This is a genomic window from Endozoicomonas sp. 8E (assembly GCF_032883915.1).
Taxonomy (GTDB): Bacteria; Pseudomonadota; Gammaproteobacteria; order Pseudomonadales; family Endozoicomonadaceae; genus Endozoicomonas_A.
On record NZ_CP120717.1, the window covers coordinates 2,373,014 to 2,396,974 of the forward strand.

Sequence of the window (23,961 nt, forward strand, 5' to 3'; positions counted from 1 at the left end):
TCTACTAACTCAGAGCTGAGTACCTTTGTTACCTTGTAAAGTGATGGCCACGCCAGACGAGGAAGCCGCTTTTAATGGCTCATGGCTGTCAGTGGGTCATGGTTGCAGATAGAGGCCCCGATTGAGGGGCATTGCTCTGATCATGACCGTGAGCTTTATTATCGCCCTCTCGCCAGCCGCCATAGAGGGCACCCAGAGTGTAGGAGTAAGGAATACTTTCTGCATGGGAGAAGGACCATTTAGGCACATTTTCCCTGAAGTATTTCTCCCAGCCATTCTCGAATAGCTTCATCGTGCGATCACGGCGTTCACGGAACTGCAGATAATTTTCGTGTCGAGTCCAGCCATGCATCATGTCACTTGCTTTCACACGGTTTGCATATCCTTCATCGGTTTCACTGAAGCGTTGAGGCGAAGCAATAGCCGTACGTTGCAGATAGTTATCCTGCGTTTCACCCACGGCTATCCAGCGATTAATCTTGTCAAGACTGCGACCCAGAGGTCCACCCAGCCATTGAGTGAGCATCTTGTTGTCGTTCATAAAAAAGTCGAAAGCGAGACTCGACGCCAGCGCGAATCCGAAGGTTTGGGCATAGGTAAACCCTGATATAAGGCCGTGGGCGTACGCTCCGACAGTGGCTACCGGGCCCAGCACGAGGCCGGCGGTGGCCGAGGCCAGTGTTTTTACTTTTTGTGGTGTCACTCTGTGTAGCAGCGGTACCTGAACCCCTTGACCGGAGCCCATGGATTTCACTATTTCTGGCACCAGATGGGAAATACTGCGATACATTTGAGGGTTGGCGTTGTGTTGTCTGGCAAAGAGCATGGAGCCGGTTTTCAGAAGAATGACGGAGGAAGCGGCTTTACCTAATGGCATGGTCAGACCGCCCACTTCAGAGACTTGTTCAATGCCACTGTGGTAGGCATATTGCCCGGTTCGGTCAGGATCAACACCGTAGCCTTCCAGCCAGTGCTGGAAAGGTATGAGCATCCGGTGCAGGTAATCACTCCGGTGGGTCAGATCCAGAAGATAGAGGAATGACATGTTCAAGAGAGACTGCTCGGCAGCCTGCAGTGCGGTGTGGGTTACCAGCAGAGGTTTGTAGCTGGAGTAGTACCAGGTGACAGCCTGTACCATAAAGGCTGAAGGTTTGCCCCAGTAATTATTGAGCTGATATTCAATCGCTGCGGCATGAGTCTGCAGCAATGTGCCATGGATAGCCTTGATCAGTTCTGTTTCAGACAGCCCGGCAGCATTGGCGTAGGGTGTCAGTGTGTCCTGAACATTGGCCAGAAAGGCTACCATCCTGCGGCCATTGTCAAAGGCAATATCGTCAAGAACATAGTTGGCGATGATCGCAGCTGCATACTCTTTCATGCCGACAACCGACTCTTTCATACCCGCCGGGCCAGTCGCAGTCACAGAAATAAAGACACTTTGCACGAATTCATCAACACCCTTGTCGGAAAGCCTCTGGACAAAGGCTTTGAAGTCAGGCAGATTGACGCCGTGTTGGTAGCCAAGGAAATGTTCAAATTCGTCCACTGTCTGATAACCATCAATTCCTCTGACGGCCTTTATGTAGTTCCCAAGTTCAATCTTGTTGATCAGTCCTTCACGCAGCAGAGCTATGATCTTGTTGCCACTGGCAGAATGGGCTGCGAAGTATTCCGGGAAGCCTTTCAGATCCCCAGGTTTATGCTCGACGAAGTGAATGGCTCTTTTGCCCATGCTGCGTATTTCATCGTCGTATTGTGGAGCCCCGGTTTTCATCTCATTTCTGGCCCTGTTTGCCAGAGCCTGGACTTGTTCAATGACATTCTGAGGCTGATCTTCTAAAGGCTCGAAAGGGTAGGGGGGGAAGCTCGACTTCAGGATTTTGAAGACTTCTACAATCCGACTGGCCTGATTAAACGTCAGATCGTCTCCGACCAGCGTCTGCAAACGGGTCGGTGCAAATTCATCGTTAAAATCGAACGTCGCAAGGCTGGGTATTGTTTTACCGTTTTTGATTGCTGATTCTGCCAGGCCCAGTGCAGCATCCAGAGCCTGTTGGCTGAGAGGATGCTGCTCTGTGAAGGTGTCCATATCGGTCAGAGCTTTTACCTGTCTCGGCGTGAACTGGAAGGGGCCGCCGTCATTTTCGACGGCTTCCTCTGCAGCCCTCAGGACTTCCTTCATTCTCTCAATGTCTGCTTTCCTGGCTCCAATCTCATCTTCCAGGTGAATCCATTCCTGAACCAGTTGATGATGCTTGCCGCCTTTACCATCACGCCCGCCCAGTTGCAGCTTTTTGTTTCTCAGGGCATTAATCCGATGTTCACGGGTGTCAGAAGAGTCTGGTATCTCCTTTTCTTTACGATCCAGATTCTCTTTTGCCTTCCTCTGTTCAAGGGCTGCCAGTTCACTTTCAGCTTTTTGTATTGTTTGTCTGGCGCTGGCCAGCTCGCGATCAAGAACATATCGGGGTTTAGGTCCCAGCCGGGCCATTTGCCTGTCAAGCTCAGCATTAATGGCTGTGATATGCTCATCAACGGTGGTAACACCTGCTTTGGGAACTTCTTCATAAAGCTCTTGGAGTTTTGCTTTAATTAAAATATTTTGGTCGTCTATAGTGGCGTCATCTTTATAGGACTCAATGTTGAGTTGATGGGCGATTTCATTGTTTCTGCTTCTTCTGACATCCACATTGTCACAGGCTTCGTCTACTTCTGTCATTAATGCCAAAATTTTGTTTTCAATAACATCCTTGTTTTCAGGCAGGTAGGCTTTCCTTCTAAGTAATACCCCCAGATTATTGGCCAGTTTAGTTACGAAAGCCGTGCCTTTCTCATCAGCCTCATCGCGTACAAAGTCGTAGATGTGCAGCCTGGTCTCTATAAGTTTGAGTATGTTTGCCTGTTGCCTTACGGTACGTCCATCCACTTTTTCGACAAAAAAGTCAAGACTCTTTTGAAGGTCCTGGAGTTTTGTGTTCCCCCTTTTTCCCACGAATATAATGTCTTCTTTCCGGAGTGAATGCTCTATCTTATCCACCATGGATTCTGAGACATCAGCGTTGTCAAGTTTTGATCGAACCCTGTCAAGCCTTGCTGTTTTGTGATCTTCATTATTGACTTCGATTTTGAGCATTTCTTCTACTGTTTTCAGCATCTTCAGAGCCACTTCCTCATTCTGCTGCCTGGCTTTTGCCAGACTTGCCTGAATGGCCTCAGAAATGGCGTTACGACGGTAATACACATCTTCCTGACTAATGAGGTCATCTATATCAAGGACTTTTTCCACTTCATACAGTTTCTCCAGTACTACAGGCATGACTTTGGGGTGGCCTGGTGTTCTGATGTCTTTCAGCTCATCATCTAAATACTCAACACTGCGGAACCTCTTATACATGGCTGTTTGCAGTGCCGGGTGTTCTTTCATCGCACCGTCATCCAGCCTGATACCTAAAATCAGTGCCAGACCATCTTGCCCGGTTTTGACGTCAGGTTCTTCCATACAGCACTGAGTACTCAGTGTCCGGATTCTCTGAAGCAAATGTTCTTGCTCTTCGTTGCGAGTATTGCCCTGAGTATTCAGTGACTGAAATCTGTCAAACAGACTTTTTTGTTGAAGATTCAGTATATGTTTACCCTGTAATTGAGCATTGAGTACCTCAATTCTCCGAAGCAGGTGGTCGAGTTGAACGTCAATGTCCGCACTGCTATCAAAATCCTGAAGGTTTAAATGTGCGGCAAGGGTTGCATAGCTGGCTTTGATTTCAGCCTCTGTTCTGGTGCTCTGGTGCTGAAGAGCCGCCGGTGTTGTTTCTGGAGAATCTCCCTCAGGCTGTCCTGCTGCCGGTTCTCTTGCCGGTTCTCTTGCCGGTTCTCTTGCCAACAATGCCTGGTTGATTTCATGAATTTTTATACTGATGAGTCTGGTTTGTTTTTCTGGCGGCTGGCTATCATCCCAGTTTTCAATGCCAAGCTCTTCTGCCAGTCGGGCGTTGCAGGCTTTTGTGGCTTCCGCTCTGGCATTTCGAAGTTGTTTTTCCAGCTCCGGGATTCGTTCGACTTTCTGCCGATATTCCCATAACAGGCTTAGCCCTCTTTCCATTGAGCCACGAAGCTCTCGAAGATCATGCTCAGCTTGATGCTTAAGCTGAAGTACTATGAGCCTTTGCTTTTCAATGGTACTGGCTTTCCCCAACATGATCTTTACGTGGTTGTTTACCTGGGTGAGTTTCCATTCTCTTTTCAGCTGGTCTGTCAGTTTGCTTTCCCTCTCAATCAGCTGCCTGGCCATGTCGCTCAGGACTTTGAAAGCAAAGCGGTCGTTGTCGTAAGAAACATCGAGCTGTGATTCGTCGACAACGGGTACAAGATCCATAATACCCTGAACAACATTCTGATTACTCAGAAGGCCTCTCAGTACGGGTTTGAAGCTGAAGTGATTTGTCAGTTGAATCTGCAGCCAGGTTGGCGTGATGGCAGACGAGGCGGCTCTGATGTTTTCAAGTGCGAACTCAAATTCTATTTCCGTAGTTGCCAAATCTTGACTGGCACTGTGCAATGCCTGCTGGAAATATTCGTAGAATGCAAGCGCAGATGCCGACCGTTTATCTTTGTTTGTCAGCGTCGTCGGTTGATTTTCGCTTACTTCAGCACCGTGTCGTGCAACAAATTCCTCCAACACCGCCATCTGCCTGCTTCGAATAACGTGCTGGTAGCTTGTGACCTTAAATCTACTAATCTTTGCTACCAATGCAGGAGCCAGGTTATTGGCCTCAGCTTCTTGCCAGAGGTTGTGGAGCTTTTCTACAAAGGCGGTATCATGGGGATTCAGCTTCTGACCATGAAAAACAATAATCTCCCCCGGAGCTTCTGCAACTTCCAGCCTTGGATAACCCTCAGGCACAGGAGAAACCTCTACACCATCCTCGACGTTTACAACATAGCCGACGGGTTTGCTGTGTGCCAACAGTTCATTAAGAGCCTGCTGTTGTAAATCCCCTCCCAGAACATGCACCTGGAAATAGGCAGAGGTGGCTGCTGCCAGGAGAGCCTCGTCATTGACAAACAGTGATTGACCCAGACGATGCAATTCAGGGGGCTGATCACTTGCCGCGATAAGACGCATGAAGGTGCGCCCGTTCACTTCAACTTTTTCTACTTCAATGGTGGCAAGGGCGACATAGTGGTCACTGGTGCCGAGGTTTCCTGCTCTCTTTTTAGCAGCTTCCAGCAATGCAGCCAGTCGATGAGGGGTGGCGATTTTCGTTAAGGGTTCCATGCCAAACAGGCCAGGATATTCTGCTCGAACAGCCTTAACTGAATCCTGATCGGTCATTTCGGCTCTGACTTCAATGAGCAGTTCCTTTTCTTCAAGGTTATGGGTAAATCTGAAGACGCCCTCATCACCCATCTTGAGAACTTTGGTGTATTTCTGAGCAAGGTTATTTTCGTCTGTTTCAAACAGATCAACAGTGGCAACGCCACCATCAATCCTATAAAGAACTTCTGTAAAACTTATAGAGGAAAGATCAAATTCCAGCCTGTCTCGAACCTGATAAGGGTAGGTGGTTGTAAAGCATTTCGGTATTGGCTGACCGTCAGGCCCGGGAGTTGGCCGAACCATGACTTCACTGTGGATATACTCGGCTTGCTCATTGGCCAGAATATTGACAGATTTTATCTGCAGCTTGCGATCGGCCAGTGCCTGTGTGCTAATAATGGAAGAGCTGATGGCAATGGCCACTGCAAGACTTAATACCTTGGGATGAGCATTTGTCATTCCACTACCTCAGAGCTGAGTGCTTTTACTACCGTGGAAAGTGATTGCCGTACCGGGCGAGGAAGCAACGTTTAAAATCGCTCATGGTGATCTTGAGGTTTCAGATGGAAAGCTTGATTGATGGTAATTTCTCTTATCATGACCGTGGTCTTTCTGATCATCGCCCTTCTGCCATTCGAAAAAGACTCCAAGAGTGTAGAAGTAAGGAATACTTTCTGCATGGGAGAACGACCATTTAGGTACATTCTCCCTGAAGTATTTCTCCCAGCCATTCTCGAATAGCTTCATGGTGCGACCACGGTGTTCACGGAACTGCAGGTAATTTTCGTGTCGCATCCAGCCATACATCGTGTTGTTAGCTTTAACACGGTTCGCATACTCTTGATCGGTTTCTCTGAAGCCTTGAGGCGCGGCAGTAGCCGTACGTTTCACATATTTATCGTCCGTTTCACCTACGCCCAGCCAGCGATTAACTTTGTCAAGACTCCGTCCCAGAGGCCCACCCAGCCATTGAGTGAGCATCTTGTTGTCGTTCATAAAGAAGTCGAAAGTGAGGCTCGATGCCAGCGCGAATCCGAAGGTTTGGGCGTAGGTAAATCCGGATAAAAGACCGTGAGCGTATGTTCCGAAGCCAGCTACCGGGCCCAGCACCAGACCGGCTGCAGCCGAGGCCAGAGTTTTCACTTTTTGTGGTGTCGCCCGGTGCAACAGCGGTACCTGAACCCCTTGTCCGGAACCCATGGATTTCACTATTTCCGGCACCAGACGGGAAATGCTGCGATACATCTGCGAGTTGGCGTTGTACTGTCGGGCAAACAGCATGGAACCGGTTCTCAGCAGAATGACCGAGGATGCGGCCTTACCTAATGGCATGACCAGCCCGCCCACTTCAGAGATTTGTTCAATTCCACTGTGACAGGCATATTGGCTGGTTCGGTCAAGATCTACAGCGTAGTGTTCCAGCCAGTGCTGGAAAGGTGTCAGCATCCGATGCAGGTAATCCCCCCTGTTGGTCAGATCCAGAAGATAGAGGAACGACATATTTGAGAGGGACAGCGCGGTAGCCTGCCAGGCGGTACGGGTCGCCAGTAGCGGTTTGTAGCTGGAGAAGTACCATGTGACAGCCTGTACCAGAAAGGCTGAAGGTTTGGCCCAGTACTCATTCAGCTGCTGCTCAACCGCTGCGGCATGAGCCTTCATCAGTGTGTCATGGATAATCTTGATCAGATCTGATTCCGATAGTCCGGCAGCATTGGCATAAGGCGTCAGGGTATCCTGAACATCGGCCAGAAACGCTGCTGTCCTGCGGCCATTATCAAAGGCAATATCGTCAAGAACATAGTTGGCGATGACCGCAGCAGCGTACTCTTTCATGCCGGCAACTGACTCTTTCATACCCGCCGGGCCAGTCGCAGTCACAGGAATAAAGACACTTTGCACGAATTCATCAACACCCTTGTCGGAAAGACTCTGGACAAAGGCTTTGAAGTCAGGCAGATTGACGCCGCGTTGGTAGCCAAGGAAATGTTCAAATTCGTCCACTGTCTGATAACCATCCATTCTTCTGACGGCCTTTATGTAGTTCCCAAGTTCAATCTTGTTGATCAGTCCTTCACGCAGCAGAGCTATGATCTTGTTGCCACTGGCAGAATGGGTTGCGAAGTATTCCGGGAAGCTTTTCAGATCCCCTGGTCCATGCTCGACGAAGTGAATGGCTCTTTTGCCTATGCCGCGTATTTCATCGTCGTATTGTGGAGCCCCGGTTTTCATCTCATTTCTGGCCCTGTCTGCCAGAGCCTGGACTTGTTCAATGACATTCTGAGGCTGATCTTCTAAAGGCTCGACAGGGTAGAGGGGGAAGCTCGACTTCAGGCTTTTGAAGACTGCTACAATCCGACTGGCCTGATTAAACGTCAGATCGTCTTCGACCAGTGCCTGTAAACGAATCGGTGCAAATTGATCGTTAAAATCGAACGTCGTCAGGCAGGGTACTGTTTTACCGCTTTTGACTGCTGATTCTGCCAGGCCCAGTGCAGCATCCAGAGCCTGTTGCCTGAGAGGGTGCTGCTGTGTGAAGGTGTCCATATCGGCCAGAACATTGACCTGTTTCGGCGAGAACTGGAAGGGGCCACCGTCGTTTTCCACGGCTTCCTCTGCAGCCCTCAGGACTTCCTTCATTCTCTCAATGTCTGCTTTCCTGGCTCCAATCTGACTTCTCAGGCGAATCTTTTCCTGAAGCAGTTCATGGATCTTGCCGCCGAAACCGTCATACCCGCCCAGTTGTAAATATATTTTTACCAGGGCACTAATCCGGTGTTCACAGGTGTCACTGGAGTCTGGTTTGAGACCCGCAGCTTCTTCAGTGGCGTCGAGAGCCGCTTCATGATCCACCAGAGCCTTGTGTGCTTTTGATACAGCATCACTTGCCTGCTTCAAGATTAAGCCCAGCCTGTCCATTTCATTCATATGCAGGGTTTTAGCTTTTTGATCGATGTCGCCAAGATCGATCATCTCCTTTTCTTTATGCTCCAGCTTCTCTTTTGCACTCCACCGTTGAATCTGTGCATTCACCAAATTACTGATTTTTATGTTGTGCTGACTCACGAATTCCCTGATTTGAACGTACTTTCTCCTGGTTAAAAACAGTTCACCCAATGCTTCATTGTCTTCGTTCTGAATATGAGATTCTGTATAAGGAATGGCAATGCAGTAAACAACGTTTTCCAATGAACCGATGTCATCCTTTATCAGGATGCTCAGACCTGTTCTGTCCTTCAGTTCATCAAGGATTTCACCCTGTATTTCTTCGCTGTGTCCCCACAGGAATAGACTGAAGTCCCTTAATCGCTCCTCAGAGGGTTGTTCGTCAACAGCAGGCAGACCCAACTCTGTCTGAATTTGTTTCATTGCCTGATTGAGAGCCAGGTTCTCTTCATCCAGGAGATCCCGGAGGTTGGCAGGTCGACCAGCAAATAACACGTGTTTGCCATCAACAGCAATCAGCCTGCGATGAACGGCTGCCAGTTTGCTTTCAGCTTTTTGTAAGGTTTGTCTGGCGCTGGCTAACTCGCGATCAAGAACATATCGGGGCTTAGGTCCCAGGCGAGCCATTTGCCTGTCAAGCTCAGCATTAATGGCTGTGATATGCTCATCAGCGGTGGTAACACCTGCCTTGGGAACTTCTTCATAAAGCTCCTGGAGTTTTTCTTTAATTAAAATGTTCTGGTCGTCTATAGCGGCGTCATCTTTATAGGAATCAATGCTGAGTTGATGGGCGATTTCATTGTTTCTGCTTCTTCTGACATCCTCATTTCTTCTGACATCCACATTGTCACAGGCTTGGTCTACTTCTGTCATTAATGCCAAAATTTTGTTTTTAATAACATCCCTGTTTTCAGGCAGGTGAGCTTTCCGTCTAAGTTCTACCCCCAGATCATTGGCCAGTTTGGCAACGAAAGCCGTGCCTCTTTCATCAGCCTCTTCGTGTACAAAGTAGAAGATGTGCAGCTTGCCCTCTACAATTTTGAGTGTACTTATGAGTCGTATTCTGGCCACGCTGTTCATCTCTTCGACATAAAAGTCAAGGCTCCTTTGAAGATCCTGAAGTTTTGTGTTCCCTATTTTGCTCCAGAATGTGATGTCTTCTTTCCGGAGTGAATCCTCTATCTCATCCACCATGGATTCTGTGACATCAGCGCTGTCAAGTTTTGTTCGAACCCTGGCAAGCCTTGCTGTTTTGTGATCTTCATTATTGACTTCGATGTTGAGTATTTCTTCTGCTGTGTTCAGCAATTTCTGAGCCACTTCCTCCTCTCGCTGCCTGACCTTTGCCAGACGTGCCTGAATTGCCTCAGAAATGGCGTTACGACGGTAATACACATCTTCCTGACTAATGAGGTCATCTATCTTAAGGACTTTTTCCACGTCAGACAGTTTCTCAAGTATTACAGGCATGACTCTGGGGTGGCCTGGCGTTCTGATGTCTTTCAGTTCTTCATCTAAATATTCAAGACTGCGGAACCTCTTATACATGGCTGTTTTCAGGGCAGGGTGTTCTTCCATTGTGCTGTCATCCAGCCTGATACCTAAAATCAGTGCCAGACCATCTTGCCCGGTTTTGACGTCAGGTTCTTCCGAACAACATTGAGCATTCAGTGCCTGGATTTTCTGAAGCAAATGTTGTTGATCTTCGTCGAGGGTATGGCCCTGGGTATTCAGTGACTGAAATCTGTCAAACAGGCTTTTTTGTTGAAGATTCAGCTCATGTTTACCCTGTAATTGAGTATTCAGTAAAGCGATTCTCCAAAGCAGCTGATCGAGTTGAACGTCAATATCCGCATTGCTATCAAAATCCTGAAGGTTTAAAAGTGCGGCAATGGTTGCATAGCTGGCTTTGATTTCAGCCTCTGTTCTGGTGCTCTGGTGCTGAAGAGCCGCCGGTGTTGTTTCCGCAGAACCTCCCTCAGGCCGTCCTGTTGCCGGTCCTCTTGCCAACAATGCCTGGTTGATTTCATGAATTTTTATACTGATGAGTCTGGTTTGTTTTTCTGGCAGCTGGCTATCATCCCAGTTTTTAATGCCAAGCTCTTTTGCCAGTCGGGCGTTGCGGGCTTTTGTGGCTTCCGCTCTGGCATTTCGAATTTGTTTTTCCAGCTCCGGGATTGCGTCGACTTTCTGCCTGAGTTTCCGTAACGGGCTTAGCTCTTTGTCCGTTACGTCAAGATACTCTCGAATATCATGCTCAGCCTGATACTTAAGCTGAAGTACTATGAGCTTTTGCTTTTCAATGGCAGTGGCTTTGCCCAACATGATCTTTAAGTGGTTGCTAACCTGGGTGAGTTTGCCTTCTCTTTTCAGCTGCTCTGTCAGTTTGCCTTCCCCCTCAATCAGCTGCCCGGCCATGTTGCTCAGGACTTTGAAAGCAAAGCGGTCGTTGTCGTAAGAAACATCGGGCGGTGATTCGTCGATAATGGGTACAAGACCCATAATATCCTGAACAACATTCTGGTTACTCAGAAGGTCTCTCAGTAAGGGATTAAAGCTGAAGTGTTTTGTCAGTTGAATCTGCAGCCAGGTTGGCGTGATGACAGACGAAGCGGCTCTAATGTTTTCAAGTGTGAATTCAAATTCTATTCCCGTAGTTGCCCGATCTTGACTGGCACTGGCCAATGCCTGATGAAGATATTCGTAGAATGCAAGCGCAGATGCCGACTGTTTATCTTCGTTTGTCAGCGTCGGCGGTTGACTTTCGCTTACTTCAGCAGCGTGCCGTGCAGCAAACTCCTCTAACACTGCCATTTGCCTGCTTCGAATAACGTATCGGTAGCTTCTGACCTTAAATCTATTAATCTTTGTTGACAATGCAGGAGCCAGGTTATTGCTCTCAGCTTCTTGCCAGAGGTTGTGAAGCTTTTCTACAAAGGCGGTATCATTGGGATTCGGCTTCTGACCACGAAAAACAATAACCTCCCCCGGAACTTCTGCGACTTCCAGCTTTGGATAACCCGCAGGCACAGGAGAAACCTGTGCGTCATCCCCGACGTGTACAACGTAGCCGACGGGTTTGCTCTGTGCTAAGAGTTCATTAAGAGCCTGCTGTTGTATATCCTTTCCCAAAACATGAACCTGAATATAGGCAGAGGTGGCCGCTGCCAGGAGAGCCTCGTCATTGACAAAGAGCGATTGACCCAGACTTTTCAGTTCAGGGGGCTGATCGCTTGACGCGATAAGACGCATGAAGGTGCGCCCGTTCACTTCAACTTTTTCTACTTCAATGGTGGCAAGGGCGACATAGTGGTCACTGGTGCCGAGGTTTCCTGCTCTGTCATTAACCGCTTTCAGCAATTCATACAGTCGTCCGGGGTTGGTGACTTTCGTTAACGTTTCCTCCATGTCAGATAGCAAAAAAGATCGTGCTCGAAAAGCCTTAACTGAATCCTGATCGGTCATTCCGGCTCTGACTTCAATGACCAGTTTTGTTTCTTCAAGGTTATGGGTAAATCTGAAGATGCCCTCATCACCCATCTTCAGAACTTTGGTGTATTTCTTAGCAACGTTATTTTCGTCTGTTTCAAACAGATCAACACTGGCAACGCCACCATCAATCCTATAAAGAACTGCTGTAAAACTTACGGTGGGAAGATCAAAGTCCACCCTGTCTTGAACCCGATAAGGGTAGGTGGTTGTAAAGCATTTCGGTATTGGCTGCCCGTCAGGCCCGAGAGTTGGCCGAACCATGACTTCACTATGGATATACTCGGCTTGTTTATTGGCCAGAATATTGACAGATTTTGTCTGCAGCTTGCGATCGGCCAGTGCCTGTGTGCTAATAATGGAAGAGCTGATGGCAATGGCCACTGCAAGACTTGATACCTTGGGGTGAGCATTTGTCATTCCACTACCTCAGAGCTGAGTACTTTTATTACTGTGAAAAGTGATTGCCTTACCGGGTGAGGAAGCAACTTTTAAAATCGCTGATGACTTTTAATTAATCGCTCATGGCTGTCAATCGCTCATGGCTGTTAGTCGCTCATGGCTGTTCCGGTGAGCTGAAATATTCACTGGTATCATAGTGGTCTGCTGAGGTTGCAGGTGGAAAGCTTGATTGAGAGGCATTTCTCTTGTCATGACCGTGAACTTTCTGATTATCGCCCTTTTGCTATTCGTCAAAGACTCCAAGAGTGTAGAAGTAAGGAATACTTTCTGCATGGGAGAACGACCACTTAGGCATATTCTCCCTGAAGTATTTCTCCCAGCCATTCTCGAACAGCTTCATGGTGCGATCACGGCGTTCACGGAACTGCAGGTAATTTTCGTGTCGAGTCCAGCCATACATCGTGTTGTTAGCTTTAACACGGTTCGCATACTCTTGATCGGTTTCTCTGAAGCCTTGAGGTGCGGCAATAGCCGTACGTTTCACATATTTATCGTCCATTTCACCTACGCCCAGCCAGCGATTAACTTTGTCAAGACTCCGTCCCAGAGGCCCACCCAGCCATTGAGTGAGCATCTTGTTGTCGTTCATAAAGAAGTCGAAAGTGAGGCTCGATGCCAGCGCGAATCCGAAGGTTTGGGCGTAGGTAAATCCGGATAAAAGACCGTGGGCGTATGTTCCGAAGCCAGCTAGCGGGCTCAGCACCAGACCGGCTGCAGCCGAGGCCAGAGTTTTCACTTTTTGTGGTGTCGCCCGGTGCAACAGCGGTACCTGAACCCCTTGTCCGGAACCCATGGATTTCACTATTTCCGGCACCAGACGGGAAATGCTGCGATACATCTGCGAGTTGGCGTTGTACTGTCTGGCAAACAGCATGGAGCCGGTTCTCAGCAGAATGACCGAGGATGCGGCCTTACCTAATGGCATGGCCAGCCCACCTACTTCAGAGATTTGTTCAATTCCACTGTGACAGACATATTGGCTGGTTCGGTCAAGATCAACACCGTAGTGTTCCAGCCAGTGCTGGAAAGGTGTCAGCATCCGATGCAGGTAATCACCCCTGTAGGTCAGATCCAGAAGATAAAGGAATGACATGTTAGAGAGGGATAGCCCGGCAGCCTGCCAGGTGGTGTGGGTCGCCAGCAGGGGTTTGTAGCTGGAGAAGTACCAGGTGACAGCCTGAACCAGAAAGGCTGAAGGTTTGACCCAGTACTCATTCAGCTGCTGCTCTACCGCTGCGGCGTGAGCCTTCATCAGTGTGTCATGGATAATCTTGATCAGGTCTGACTCCGATAGTCCGGCAGCATTGGCATAAGGCGTCAGGGTATCCTGAACATTGGCCAGAAACGCTGCTGTCCTGCGGCCATTATCAAAGGCAATATCGTCAAGAACATAGTTGGCGATGACCGCAGCAGCGTACTCTTTCATGCCGGCAACCGACTCTTTCATACCCGCCGGGCCAGTCGCAGTCACAGGAATAAAGACACTTTGCACGAATTCATCAACACCCTTGTCGGAAAGCCTCTGGACAAAGGCTTTGAAGTCAGGCAGATTGACGCCGTGTTGGTAGCCAAGGAAATGTTCAAATTCGTCCACTGTCTGATAACCATCCATTCCTCTGACGGCCTTTATGTAGTTCCCAAGTTCAATCTTGTTGATCAGTCCTTCACGCAGCAGAGCTATGATCTTGTTGCCACTGGCAGAATGGGCTGCGAAGTATTCCTGGAAGCCTTTCAAATCCCCAGGTTTATGCTCGACGAAGTGAATGGCTCTTTTGCCCATGCCGCGTATTTCATCGTCGTATTGTTGAGCCCCGGTTTTCATCTCATTCCTGGCCCTGTCTGCCAGAGCCTGGACTTGTTCAATGACATTCTGAGGCTGATCTTCTGAAGGCTCGGCAGGGTAGTGCGGGAAGCTCGACTTCAGGCTTTTGAAGACTTCTACAATCCGACTGGCCTGATTAAACCTCAGATCGTCTCCGACCAGCGTCTGCAAGCGGGTCGGTGCAAGTTCATTGTTAAAATCAAACGTCGCAAGGCTGGGTATTGTTTTACCGTTTTTGATTGCTGATTCTGCCAGGCCCAGTGCAGCATCCAGAGCCTGTTGCCTGAGAGGGTGCTGCTCTGTGAAGGTGTCCATATCGGTCAGAACTTTTACCTGTCTCGGTGTGAACTGAAAGGGGCCGCCGTCATTTTCGACCGCTTCCTCTGCAGCCCTCAGGACTTCCTTCATTCTCTCAATGTCTGCTTTCCTGGCTCCAATCCCAGCTTGCAGATGAATCCATTCCTGAGTCAGTTGACGACGCTTGCCGCCTTTACCATCACGCCCGCCCAGTTGCAGCTTTTTGTTTTTCAGGGCATTAATTCGGTGTTCACGGGTGTCAGTAGAGTCTGGTTTGAGGCCCGCAGCTTCCTCAGTGGCGTCAAGACTCGCTTTATGATGATCCAACAGAGCTTTTTCTGCTTTTGATACAGCATCATTTGCCTGCTTCAATACTAAGCTCAGCCTGTCGATTTCGTTCATATGCAGGGTTTTAGCTTTCTGATCGATGTCGTCAGGATCGACCATCTCCTTTTCTTTACGATCCAGATTCTCTTTTGCCTTCCTCTGTTCAAGCCGTGCATCCCCCAGTTTAATGCTTTTTCTGTAGTGCTCATTCAGGAACTCCCCGATTTGACAGTACTGTTTCCTGGTTAAAAGCAGCTCACCCAATGCTTCATTGTCTTCATCCTGACCATCAGAATCTGGAAAGGCTACAAGGCTAAAAAGGCCATCAGCGTCTGCCACTGAATCGAAGTCATCCTTTATCTGGATCTGGATGCTCAGACCTGTTTCGGCCTTCACTTCATTGAGGATTTCACCCCGTCTCTCTCTACTGTACCCCTGCAGAAAATGCCTCAAGCCCCTTAATCGCTCCTGAGGTGTTTGTTCGTCAACAGCTGCCAGACCCAACTCTATCTGAACTTGTTTCATTGCCTGATTGAGAGCCATGCTCTCTTCATCGGAGAGGTCTTGTAGCTCAGCGGGACGCCCCACAAATAATATGTGTTTGCCACGAATAGCAATCAGCCTGCGATGAGCGGCTGCCAGTTCACTTTCAGCTTTTTGTACGGTTTGTCTGGCGCTGGCCAGCTCGCGATCAAGAACATATCGAAGTTTAGGTCCCAGCCGGGCCATTTGCCTGTCAAGCTCAGCATTAATGGCTGTGATATGCTCATCAACGGTGGTAACACCTGCTTTGGTAGCTTTTTCATAAAGCTGTAGGAGTTTTTGTTCAATTAAAATGTTCTGGTCGTCTATGCTGGCGTCATCTTTATAGGACTCAATGTTGAGTTGATGAGCGATTTCATTGTTTCTGCTTCTTCTGACATCCTCATTATCAAAGGCTTCGTCTACTTCTGCCAGTATTGCCAAAATTTTGTTTTCAAAGACATACTCGTTTTCAGGCAGGTAGGCTTTTCTTCTGAGTATTACCCCCAGATCATTGGCCAGTTTAGCAACGAAAGCCCTGCCTCTTTCATTAGCCTCATCGCGTACGAACTCGTAGATGTGCAGTCTGTCCTCTATAATTTTGAGGATACTTGACAGTTGTATTCTGGCCACGCTGTTCATATTTTCGACATAAAAGTCAAGACTCCTTTGAAGGTCCTGGAGTTTTGTGTTCCCACTTTTGCTCCAGAATGTGATGTCTTCTTTCCGGAGTGAATGCTCTATCTCATCCACCATGGCTTCTGTGACATCACCGCTGTCAAGTTTTGTTCGAACCCTGGCAAGCCTTGCTGTTTTCTGATCTTCATTATTGACTTCGATGTTGAGTATTTCTTCTGCTGCTTTCAGCAATTTCAGAGCCACTTCCTCCTCTCGCTGCCTGATTTTTGCCAGACGTGCCTGAATTACCTCAGAAATGGCGTTCCGACGGTAATACACATCTTCCTGACTAATGAGGTCGTCCATATCAAGGGCTTTTTCCACGTCAGACAGTTTCTCCAGTACTGCAGGCATGGCTTTGGGGTGGCCTGGTGTTCTGATGTCTTTCAGCTCTTCATCTAAATAGTCAAGACTGTGGAACCTCTTATACATGGCTGTTTGCAGTGCAGGGTGTTCTTCCATCGCGCTGTCATCCAGCCTGACACTTAAAATCAGTGCCAGACCATCTTGCCCGGTTTTGACGTCAGGTTCTTCCATACAGCATTGAGCAATCAGTGCCCGGATTTTCTGAAGCAAATGTTCCTGATCTTCGTTGCGAGTATTGCCCTGGGTATTCAGTGACTGAAATCTGTCAAACAGGCTTTTTTGTTGAAGATTCAGTATATGTTTACCCTGTAATTGAGCGTTCAGTACCTCAATTCTCCGAAGCAGGTGGTCGAGTTGAACGTCAGTATCTGCATTGCTATCAAAATCCTGAAGGTTTAAATGTGCGGCAAGGGTTTTATAGCAGGCTTTGATTTCAGCCTCTTTTCTGGCGCTCTGGTGCTGAAGAGCCGCCGGTGTTGTTTCTATAGAATCTCCCTCAGGCTGTCCTCTTGCCGGTCCTCTTACCGCCAATGCCTGGTTGATTTCATGAATTCTTATAGTGATGAGTCTGGTTTGTTTTTCTGGCGGCTGGCTATCATCCCAGTTTTCAATGCCAAGCTCTTCTGCCAGTCGGGCGTTGCGGGCTTTTGTGGCATCCGCTCTGGTATTTCGAAGTTGTTTTTCCAGTTCCGGGATTCGTTCGACTTTCTGCCGGAATCCCCGTAACAGGATTCGCGCTCTTTCCGTTGTGCCACGAAGATCTTGAAGATCATGCTCAGCTTGCTGCTTAAGCTGAAGTACTACGAGCTTTTGCTTTTCAATGGGACTGGCTTTCCCCAACATGATCTTTAAGTGGTTGTTTACCTTGGTGAGTTTCCATTCTCTTTTCAGTTGGTCTGTCAGTTTCCTTTCCCTCTCAATCAGCTGCCTGGCCATGTCGCTCAGGACTCTGAAAACAAAGCGGTCGTTGTCGTAAGAAACATTGAGCTGTGATTCGTCGACAACGGGTACAAGACCCATAATACCCTGAACAACATTCTGATTACTCAGAAGGCCTCTCAGTACGGGTTTGAAGCTGAAGTGATTTGTCAGTTGAATCTGCAGCCAGGTTGGCGTGATGGCAGACGAGGCGGCTCTGATGTTTTCCAGTGTAAATTCAAAATCTACTGTCGTAGTTGCCCGATCTTGACTGGCACTGGCCAATGCCTGCTGGAGATATTCGTAGAATGCTAGCGCAGATGCCGACCGTTTATCTTCGTTTGTCAGCGTCGGCGGTTGACTTTCGCTCACTTCAGCACCGTGCCGTGCAGCAAGCTCCTCCAACACCGCCATCTGCCTGCTTCGAATAACGTGCTGATAGCTGTTGACCTTAAATCTATTAATCTTTGCTACCAATGCAGGGGCCAGGTTATTGCCCTCAGCTTCTTGCCAGAGGTTGTGGAGCTTTTCTACAAAAGCGCTATCATGGGGATTCAGCTTCTGACCATGAAAAACAATAACCTCCTCCGTAGCTTCTGCGACTTCCAGCTTTGGATAACCCGCAGGTACAGGAGAAACCTGTGCGCCATCCCCGACGTGTACAACATAGCCGACGGGTTTGCTGTGCGCCATCAGTTCATTAAGAGCCTGCTGTTGTAAATCCTCTTCCAGAACATGAACCTGGAAATAGGCAGAGGTGGCCGCCGCCAGAAGAGCCTCGTCATTGACAAACAGTGATTGACCTAGACTATGCAGTTCAGGGGCCTGATCGCCTGACGCGATAAGACGCATGAAGGTGCGTCCGTTCACTTCAATTTTTTCTACTTCAATGGTGGCAAGGGGGACATAGTGGTCACTGGTGCCGAGGTTTCCTGCTCTGTCATTAGCAGCTTCCAGCAATTCAGCCAGTCGATGAGGGGGGGCGATTTTCGTCAACGATTCCATGCCAAAAAGGCCAGGATATTCTGCTCGAACAGCCTTAACTGAATCCTGATCGGTCATTCCGGTTCTGACTTCAATGAACAGTTCCTTTTCTTCAAGGTTATGGGTAAATCTGAAGACGCCCTCATCACCTATCTTCAGAACTTTGGTGTATTTCTGAGCAAGGTTATTTTCGTCTGTTTCAAACAGATCAACAGTGGCAACGTCACCATCAATATTATGAAGAACTTCTGTAAAACTTATAGTGGGAAGATGATGGTCCACACTGTCTCGAACCTGATAAGGGTAGGTGGTTGTAAAGCATTTCGGTATTGGCTGCTGGTCAAGACCTGCAGTCGGTCGAACCATGACGTCACTCTGGGTATACTCGGTACGTTCATCGACCAGAATCTTGACAGATTTTGTCTGCAGCCTGCGATCGGCCAGTGCCTGTGTGCTAATAATGGAAGAGCTGATTGCAATGGCCACTGCAAGACTTAATACCTTGGGGTGAGCATTTGTCATTCCACTACCTCAGAGCGGGGTACTTTTATTACCGTGTATTACCGTGGAAAGTGATTGCTGTACCGGGCGAGGAAGCAACTTTTAAAATCGCTGATGGCTGTCAGTCGCTCATGGCTGATAGTCGCTCATGGCTGTCAGTCGCTCATGGCTGTCAATGGATCATGGTTGCAGATAGAGATCCCGATTGAGGGGCATTACTCTTGTCATGACCATGAACTTTCTGATCATCGCCCTTTTGCCATTGGTAAAAGACTCCAAGAGTGTAGAAGTAAGGAATACTTTCTGCATGGGAGAACGACCACTTAGGCATATTCTCCCTGAAGTATTTCTCCCAGCCATTCTCGAACAGCTTCAGGGTGCGATCACGGCGTTCACGGAACTGCAGGTAATTTTCGTGTCGCGCCCAGCCATAGATCGTGTTGTTAGCTTTAATACGGTTCGCGTACTCCTGATCGGTTTCTCCGAAGTCTTGAGGCGCGGCAATAGCCGTACGTTTCGCATATTCATCGTCCGTTTCACCTACGCCCAGCCAGCGATTAACTTTGTCAAGACTCCGTCCCAGAGGCCCACCCAGCCATTGAGTGAGCATCTTGTTGTCGTTCATAAAGAAGTCGAAAGTGAGGCTCGACGCCAGAGCTAATCCGAAGGTTTGGGCGTAGGTAAACCCGGATATAAGACCATGAGCGTATGCTCCGACGGTGGCTACCGGACCCAGCACCAGACTGGCTGTAGCCGAGGCCAGAGTTTTCACTTTTTGTGGTGTCACCCGGTGCAGCAGCGGTACTTGAACCCCTTGTCCGGAACCCATGGATTTGACTATTTCCGGCACCAGACGGGAAATGCTGCGATACATCTGCGGGTTGGCGTTGTACTGTCTGGCAAACAACATGGAGCCGGTTCTCAGCAGAATGACGGAGGAAGCGGCTCTACCCAATGGCATGGCCAGCCCGCTCACTTCAGAGATTTTTTCAATTTCGCTGTGGTAGGCATATTGCCCGGTTCGGTCGAGATCAACACCGTAGCCTTCCAGCCAGTGCTGGAAAGGTGTGAGTATTCTGTGCGTGTAATCCCCCCTGTTGGTCAGATCCAGAAGATAGAGGAACGCCATGTTCGAGAGGGACAGAGCGTTAGCCTCCCCGGCGGTATGGGTCGCCAGCAGGGGTTTGTAGTTGGAGAAGTACCAGGTGACAGCCTGTACCAGAAAGGCTGAAGGTTTGACCCAGTAATCATTGAGCTGCTGTTCAACCGCTGCGGCATGAGCCTGCATCAATGCATTGTGGATAGCCTTGATCAGTTCTGATTCAGAGAGTCCGGCGGCATTGACATAAGACGTCAGGGTGTTCTGAATATTAGCCAGAAATGCTGCCGTCCTGCGGCCATTGTCAAAGGCAATATCGTCAAGAACGTAGTTGGCGATGACAGCAGCTGCGTACTCTTCCATACCGACAACAGACTCTTTCATAGCCGCCGGGGCAGTGGCAGTCACAGGAGTAAAAGCACTCTGAATGAGTTTCTCAACACCCCTGTCGGACAGCATCCGGACAGCGGCCTTGAAGTGAGTCAACTCGACGCTGTGTTTGTAGCCAAGGAAGTGCTCAAATTCAGCCACTGTCTGATAACTATCAGTTCCTCTGACGGCCTTTATGTAGTTCTCAAGTTCAACCTTGCTGATCAGACCTTCATGCAGCAGAGTCATGATCCTGTTACCGCTGGCAGAACGGGTAGCGAAGTATTCCGGGAAGGTTTTCAGGTCACCCGGTTCACGCTCAAGGCAGTGAATCGCTGTTTTGCCCATGCCGAAAATTTCTTTGTCGTATTGTTGAGCCCCGGATTCCATCTCATTTCTGGCCCTGTGCACCAGCATCTGGACTTCTTCCAGAGGGCTGCGAGGCTCGTCTTCTGAAGCGGGGTATTCCGGGAAGGTCGCCTTCAGGGCTCTGAAGATTTGTACGATCCGGCTGGTCTGATCAAACGTCAGTTTGTCTCCGACCAATACCTGCAGGCGAATCGCTGCAAATTCATCGTCAAAATCGTAAGTCGGAAGGTTGGGTATTGCTTTACCGTTTGTTACGGCTAATTCGGCCAGACCACTTGCGACTTGCAGGGCCTGTCGTTTGAGAGGGTGCTGCTGCGTGAATGTTTGGATAGCGTGCAAAACTTCTGCCTGTTCAGGCGTGTACTGGAAGGAACCACCTGTATTTTCGACCTCTTCCCCGTCAGCATTAAGGGCTGGTTTGTCAGTGGTTACCTCCGGAATGTATCGGGGTTCAGCTCCCGGAGCGATTTGTCTGTCAAGCTCATTCTCAATGGCGACAATGCGCTCGTTAACGTCAGGCCGACCCACCCTATCAACTTCTTTTTCGAACTCCCGAAGTGCTGTTTCAATAACCTTGATCTGTTTATCCACATAGACATATTCTTCGTAGACCCTGACGTTGAGTTGACGAGCAATCTTATTGTATCCCTCCATTTCGCGATCTCTATTAAAATAGAGATTGTTTACTTGGTCCCATAATGCCTGAATTCCGGCTTTTAGAGCATCCTTCTGGTCATTCAGGCTGGCACCTTTGTCAAATTCTACTTTCAGAACCAAAGCCAGTTCAGCAGCCTCCTCCCTGCCTCTTTCTATAGCAGCGGGGTTTTCACTCTTGTCGATGTTCAGCTCGTTCTCTAAAGCTTCAAGCATCCTTTTCTGTTGTCTTAAGACACGCGCATCCGGATCCGGGGTTTCGACATAAAGCTCAATAAAATCCAGAAGTTGCCAGAGTCTTATTCTCTGGTCTTTGTTCCAGGTCATTTCCATTTTCCAGATGAAAGCTTCCATCTCACGCAGCATGTATTTTGGGATGTCACAGTGAAATCTATCGCGAACTCTGGCCAGTCTTGTTGCTTTGCTATCCTCTTTGTTGACTTCGATTTTTAATATTTCTTCCAGTGTTTCCAGTATATCCAGAGCCTCCTGCTCTGCCTCCTCTTCGGCTCTTGTTGTGTATGACTGAATTTTCTCAGAAATGGCGTTACGACGGTGATACACATCGACCTCGCTCTTATGTCCATCCATTTTCAGGGCTTTTTCTACGGCAGTGAGTTTCTCATGGGCTTCAGACATGATTTCAGGATGGGCTGGTCTTCGATCAATTTCTTCTTCCGGGTCTGCAATTGTCTTAAGTTGTTGATGCAGAACTTTTTTCCCGGCAGTTATTGTCTTGATTTTTTGAACCAGCCATTCCTGTTGAACGTCAATGTCTGCACTGCTATCAAAATCCTGAATCTCTAAATGTGCGGCAAGGGTTGCATAGTGGGCTTTTATTTCAGCCTCTGTTCTGGTGTGCTCTTGCTGAAGATCTGGTTGAACGAGCTGAGATTCCGGATCAGCTTCGTTGACCGGGACAAGCTGACTTTCAACGACTGCCCGCCCGCGTGTGTCATCCGTTTTTTCCAGGAAACGCCTGACTTGCTCATCTAATGGCTGGGTTTCATCCAGGTCGTCCATGCCAGGTGCTATTGCCGTTTCAGGGTGGGGAGCAGTTATGGTTTTTATTCTGGTTTCCCAAACTTTTTTTTCCAACGGAGGAATCCGTTTGACATCCTTCATAAGTAAGCGATGCAGGTTTCCCTGATCTTTTTGCTCATTAAGAACCCTTGCATGTTTATCCTTAATTTTCTGATAGAGTTGTTTCAATTCCAGTTTTTTCTCATCACTGGCACCGGCTTTATACGATTCAATCTCCAACTCACGTTTGAAACGGACGAGTTCGGCTCTCTCGCTCTCCAGTTTATCCAGCTTGTTGAACAACTCCATAATCTGTTTGTTCCTTTCGCCCAGTATTTTGGAAACAAACTGTATGTCGTCGTATAAAATATTGAACCTTAATTTGGGACCAGCGGGTATGTATTTGAAAATCTTCCGAAAAAAATGCTCGTTAATCAGAAGATCCCTAAATGCGGGTTTGAAGCTGAAGTGTTTTGCGAGTTGATTGTGCATCCAGTTTGGTGTGACGACTGACAAGGCGACCCTGATGTGTTCCTGAGTGATTGGAAATTCGTTGATTCCATATTTTTCATCTGGAGTAGCAGTGGCTAATGCCAGATGGAGAGATTCATAGTATGCAAGCGCACGCATCGCCTGCCTGTCTTTTTTTAAAAACGTCGTCGGTTGATCCTCGGTAACTTCTTCTGCAGCGTGCTGCGCAGCAAACTCCTCCAGCACTGCCATCTGCCTGCTTCGAACGACGTACTGGTAGCCTTTGACCTTATGGGTTTTAACTTCTGTTAATATTGCAGAGTTGGGGGGAGTATCCTTAGCTTCTTGCCATAGGTCATAGAGGTTTTCTACAAAAGCGATGTCATCAGGATTCAGCCTCTGACTATGGAAAACTATCACTTCCCCGGGAGTTTCCGCTACTTCCAGTTTCGGATAACCCGCAGGCACAGGATAAGCCCGTGAGTGACCCTCGACGTGTACAACATATCCGACGGGTTTGCTGGCTGCCAACAGTTTATTAAGAGCCTGCTGTTGCAACTCTCCTCCCAGGACATGAACTTTGATATAAGCAGAGGTGGCTGCTGCCAGGAGAGCGTCATCATTGACAAAGAGTGACTGACCCAGGCGCTCCAGTTCAGGAGGCTGATCACCCCCTGAGACAAGACGCATAAAGGTACGCCCATTCACTTCAACCTTGTCTACTTCAATGGTGGCAAGGGTAACATAGTCATCACGGGTGCCGAGGTTTCCTGCTCTCTCTCCGGCAGCTACCAGCAGTGCGAACAATTGTTTGGGTCTGGCGATTTTCGTTATCGGTTCCAATGATTCCATGTCAGTCCATTGAGAACGAACGGCCTTGAGTGAATCCCAATCGGTCATTCCGACTCTGACTTCAATGACCAGTTCCTTTTCCTGAAGGTTATGGGTGAACCTGAAGATTCCCTCATCAACCAGCTTCAGGACTTTGGTGTATTTCCGGGCAGCATTATTCTCATCTGTTTCAAACTGGTCAACGCTGGAAACGCGCCCGTCGAAATCAGAAAGAACGTCTGTAAAGCCTATAGCAGGAACAATATAGCCTGCGCTGACTCCATACCGGTCAGGGTAGGTGGTGGTAAAGGATCCGGGTATTGGCTGCTGGTCATCACCTAAAGTTGGCCGGACCATGATCTCACTCTGGACAAACTCCACCTGTTCATTGGCTTGAATATCGACAGACCTTATTTGCAGCCTGCGATCGGCCAGTGCCTTTGGAGCAATGATGGAGGAGCTAACGGCAACGGCCACCAGAAGGCTGAATGCACTGGGGCAGGCATTTTTCATGCTACT

4 protein-coding genes are annotated in these 23,961 nt (G+C 48.5%); all 4 read right to left on the reverse strand.

From position 1 onward, the window contains the following. Window positions 1-88 precede the first annotated feature (88 nt). The 4 genes from P6910_RS08155 to P6910_RS08170 all read right to left on the reverse strand — a co-directional run bounded on the left by P6910_RS08155 (window position 89) and on the right by P6910_RS08170 (window position 23,955). On the reverse strand, window positions 89-5,776 hold the full coding sequence (locus P6910_RS08155; protein WP_317145774.1) for a hypothetical protein: 5,688 nt from the start codon (window positions 5,774-5,776) through the stop codon (window positions 89-91). A gap of 81 nt (window positions 5,777-5,857) precedes the next feature. Continuing rightward, a complete protein-coding gene (locus P6910_RS08160; protein WP_317145775.1) occupies window positions 5,858-12,169 on the reverse strand; it encodes a hypothetical protein in 6,312 nt (2,103 codons plus the stop codon). A 265-nt stretch (window positions 12,170-12,434) separates the two neighbouring features. After that, complete coding sequence (locus P6910_RS08165) at window positions 12,435-18,647, reverse strand: hypothetical protein (RefSeq protein WP_317145776.1); 6,213 nt, start codon at window positions 18,645-18,647, stop codon at window positions 12,435-12,437. Window positions 18,648-18,798: 151 nt separating this feature from the next. Then, window positions 18,799-23,955: a hypothetical protein gene (locus P6910_RS08170; RefSeq protein ID WP_317145777.1), complete on the reverse strand. Its 5,157-nt coding sequence runs from the start codon at window positions 23,953-23,955 to the stop codon at window positions 18,799-18,801. Between the last annotated feature and the right edge of the window lie 6 nt (window positions 23,956-23,961).

Excerpts from the sequence above, each read along its gene's own strand:
- P6910_RS08155 (WP_317145774.1), bottom strand. The coding sequence starts at position 5,776 with ATGACAAATGCTCATCCCAAGGTATTAAGTCTTGCAGTGGCCATTGCC.
- P6910_RS08160 (WP_317145775.1), bottom strand. The coding sequence starts at position 12,169 with ATGACAAATGCTCACCCCAAGGTATCAAGTCTTGCAGTGGCCATTGCC.
- P6910_RS08165 (WP_317145776.1), bottom strand. The coding sequence starts at position 18,647 with ATGACAAATGCTCACCCCAAGGTATTAAGTCTTGCAGTGGCCATTGCA.
- P6910_RS08170 (WP_317145777.1), bottom strand. The coding sequence starts at position 23,955 with ATGAAAAATGCCTGCCCCAGTGCATTCAGCCTTCTGGTGGCCGTTGCC.